The sequence below is a fragment of the Spirillospora sp. NPDC049652 genome, from assembly GCF_040675125.1.
Taxonomy (GTDB): Bacteria; Actinomycetota; Actinomycetes; order Streptosporangiales; family Streptosporangiaceae; genus Spirillospora.
Window position 1 is genome coordinate 1 of the sequence record NZ_JBFAOF010000817.1, and the last position, 3,329, is coordinate 3,329.

Genomic DNA, 3,329 nt, shown 5'->3' on the forward strand with positions numbered 1-3,329 from the left:
GGCCCGCGCCGCGCGGTCCTCGGCGCTGCTGGACGGGTTCGACGGAGACGACGAGGCGGTTTTGCGGGTCTGGCTGGCCCGGTTCGACGAGGCGGCCGTCCCCGCCGACCGCGACCGGCCGTCCCGGGACGGGCGGGTCGAGGCGGCCGATCTCGTGCGGGCCGAGCTGACCGGCGTCCTGCTCCAGCTGTACGAGCAGCGCGAGCCGTCCGCGCCGGACGAGCTGGCCGGGATCCTGCTCGATCATGTCGAGGCGGCGTACGAGGTCCACGACCGGAGGCTGGTGGCGAGCGCGGTGGACGGGGCGCTCCGGCGGCATCTCGACGAGCTGTCCGGGTGGGGGGTGGTGGCCGAGCGCGGCGGCGGCCTGGAGCTGACGCCGCTCGGCGTCTGGGGCGTCCGCGAACTGCTGCTCGCCGACGGCTACCGGGCCCCGGTCGTCGGGGCGCTGTCGGAGGCGCCCGCGGACGAGCTGGTGGCCGGGCTCGCCCTGCACCGCCCGGACACCCTGGACGACGAGGTCACCGCCTGGCTGGACGGCCGGGACCAGCGGCAGGCCGGGCGCGAGCTGGTCGCGGTCATGCGCGGCGGGGGAGCGGGCGAGCGCGTGATCGCCGCCGCCGTCCTGGACCGCCTCGGCGTCGCGGCCGAGCCGCCCGTCCGGGACGCCGTGGAGGACCCGGACGTCCGCCCCTACGCGGCGCGCTGGCTGACCGGGCACGGCCTGCCCGCGCCCGAACCCGACCCGGACTGGCTGTTCGTGGACGGCCTCGCCGGACGCCTGGAGACCGCGGACCCCGCCGAGGCGGTCACCGCCGTGCCCGTGCCGCGCGACGTGGCCGCTCTGTGGCGCTGCCACCATCCGGCGACCGCCGCGGTGCTCACCGCGCTCGGCGACCACCACCCCGACCGGGGCACGGCCGAGTCCGCCCGGGCCGCCGCGGCGCGGGCCGCCGCCGTCCGGGCCCGGTCGGCCGCCGGGGGATCATAGGCTGGAGGGTTCGTAGACTGGACCCGTCAGCGCGCCCGGGAGACGCCCGCGCCCGGTAGCGCCCGAGAAACCCGGCGCACCCTTCTGGAAATCCTGGAAACGGAGACCTCCTTGTCCGTCAAGCCCATCCGCCTCTTCGGCGACCCCGTGCTGCGCACCCCTGCCGAGCCGGTCAGGGACTTCGACAAGGAGCTGCGCCAGCTCGTCAAGGACCTCACCGACACGATGATCGACGCGCCCGGCGCGGGCCTGGCCGCGCCGCAGCTCGGCGTCGGCCTGCGGGTGTTCACCTACTACGTCGACGACGTGCTGGGCCACCTGGTCAACCCGTCCCTGGACCTGTCGGACGAGCAGGAGACCGGCGACGAGGGCTGCCTGTCGCTGCCCGGCCTGGCGTTCCCGACCCCGCGCGCGGTGCGGGCCGTCGCCAAGGGCTTCAACATGCACGGCGAGCCGATCACCGTCGAGGGCACGCACCTGCTGGCCCGCTGCGTCCAGCACGAGACCGACCACCTGGACGGGATCATCTTCATCGACCGGATGGACGCCGAGCAGCGCAAGGCCGCGATGAAGGCGATCCGGGAGGCCGAGTGGTTCGGCGACCCGGTCCCGCAGGTCAAGGTGTCCCCGCACCGCACGCTCGGGAAGGCCGTCTGACCATGCGCCTCGTCTTCGCCGGAACGCCCGAGACGTCCGTCCCGTCCCTGCGGGCGCTGCTGGCGTCCTCGCACGAGGTCGCCGCGGTCGTCACCCGGCCGGACGCCCCCGCCGGGCGCGGCCGCAAGCTCGTCCCGAGCCCGGTCGCGCAGGCCGCCGAGGAGGCCGGGATCGAGGTGCTGAAGCCCGCCAAGGCGTCCGACCCCGAGTTCCTGGACCGGCTGCGCGCGATCTCCCCGGACTGCTGCCCGGTCGTCGCCTACGGCGCGATCCTGCGCCCCACCGCGCTGGAGATCCCCCGGCACGGCTGGGTGAACCTGCACTTCTCGATCCTGCCCGCCTGGCGCGGCGCGGCCCCGGTGCAGCGCGCGATCCTGCACGGCGACGACATGACCGGCGCGGCCACCTTCCAGATCGAGGAGGGCCTGGACACCGGCCCGGTCTTCGGGGTGCTGACCGAGCCGATCCTGCCCACCGACACCACCGGCGACCTGCTCGGACGGCTCGCCGTCGCGGGCGCCTCGCTGCTGGTCGACACCATGAGCGGCATCGAGGCCGGGGTGCTGGAGCCCCGCCCGCAGCCGTCCGAGGGCGTCTCGCACGCCGCCAAGCTCACCCCGGAGGACGCCCGCGTCGACTGGACGTCCCCGGCCCTGCGCGTCGACCGGCTCGTCCGGGCCTGCACGCCCGCGCCCGGCGCGTGGACGACGTTCCGCGACACCCGGCTGAAGCTGTTCCCGGTCCGTCCCGTCCCGGACGCCGCCCGGGACGGCGGCCCGCTCGCGCCCGGCGCGCTGCGCCCGGGCAAGAACGAGGTGCTGGTCGGGACCGCCACGCACCCGGTCGCGCTCGGCGACGTCCAGCCGCAGGGCAAGCGCCGCATGCCCGCCGCCGACTGGGCGCGCGGGCTCTCCCTCACCGACAAGGACACGCTCGCCTGATGCCGCCCACCCGCCACCACCGCGGCCGGACCAACGCCAACCGCCGCCCGGACGGGCCGCGCCGCACCGGCCGCCCGCAGGACCTCGTCCGCCGCACCGCGTTCGACGTGATCCGGGCCGTGGACACCCGCGACGCCTACGCCAACCTGCTGCTGCCGGCGCGGCTGCGCGACCGCGGCCTGACCGGCCGGGACGCCGCCCTGGCGACCGAGCTGACCTACGGCACGCTGCGCGGCCGCGGCACCTACGACGCGATCCTCGCGCTGTGCAGCGACCGCGAGCTGCGCCGCATCGACCCGGCGCTGCTGGACGTCCTGCGGCTCGGCGCGCACCAGGTGCTCGCGACCCGGATCCCGCCGCACGCGGCCGTCGGCACGACCGTCGACCTGGCGCGCGACGTCACCGGGCCCGGCATGTCCAAGTTCGCCAACGCGGTGCTGCGCAAGGTCGCCGGGCGCGACCTGGACGGCTGGCTGGAGATCGTCGCGCCGGACGACATGGACGCCACCACCCGGCTGTCGGTCCGGCACAGCCACCCGAAGTGGATCGTGTCGGCGCTGCGCGACGCGCTCGGCCCGGAGCGGGACGAGACCGACGCGCTGCTGGCCGCCGACAACGCCCGTCCGCGCGTCACCCTGGTCGCCCGGCCGGGCCGCGCCACGCTCGCCGAGCTGGAGGGCGCCGAGCCCGCGCCCTACTCGCCGGTCGGGGCCGTCCTGCCGGACGGCGACCCGGCGGTG

The 3,329-nt window shown here is 76.5% G+C and carries 4 protein-coding genes; all 4 read left to right on the forward strand.

Going from position 1 to position 3,329, the window contains the following annotated elements; translation table 11 throughout:
* A partial coding sequence (locus AB0J52_RS33150; protein ID WP_500186804.1) for a hypothetical protein occupies positions 1-991 on the forward strand: 991 nt, incomplete at its 5' end.
* Between the two features lie 111 nt (positions 992-1,102).
* Entirely contained in the window at positions 1,103-1,648 is a 546-nt protein-coding gene (gene def / locus AB0J52_RS33155; protein WP_500186806.1) for a peptide deformylase, read from the forward strand.
* A 2-nt stretch (positions 1,649-1,650) separates the two neighbouring features.
* Positions 1,651-2,589 carry a methionyl-tRNA formyltransferase gene (fmt, locus tag AB0J52_RS33160; RefSeq protein ID WP_500186807.1) on the forward strand — a complete coding sequence of 313 codons (939 nt, stop codon included), beginning with the start codon at positions 1,651-1,653 and terminating at the stop codon, positions 2,587-2,589.
* Positions 2,589-3,329, forward strand: a 741-nt coding sequence (locus AB0J52_RS33165; RefSeq protein WP_500186808.1) for a transcription antitermination factor NusB, incomplete at its 3' end; no start/stop codon positions are given. The genes fmt and AB0J52_RS33165, both read left to right, overlap by 1 nt.

Excerpts from the sequence above, each read along its gene's own strand:
- fmt (WP_500186807.1), top strand. The coding sequence starts at position 1,651 with ATGCGCCTCGTCTTCGCCGGAACGCCCGAGACGTCCGTCCCGTCCCTG.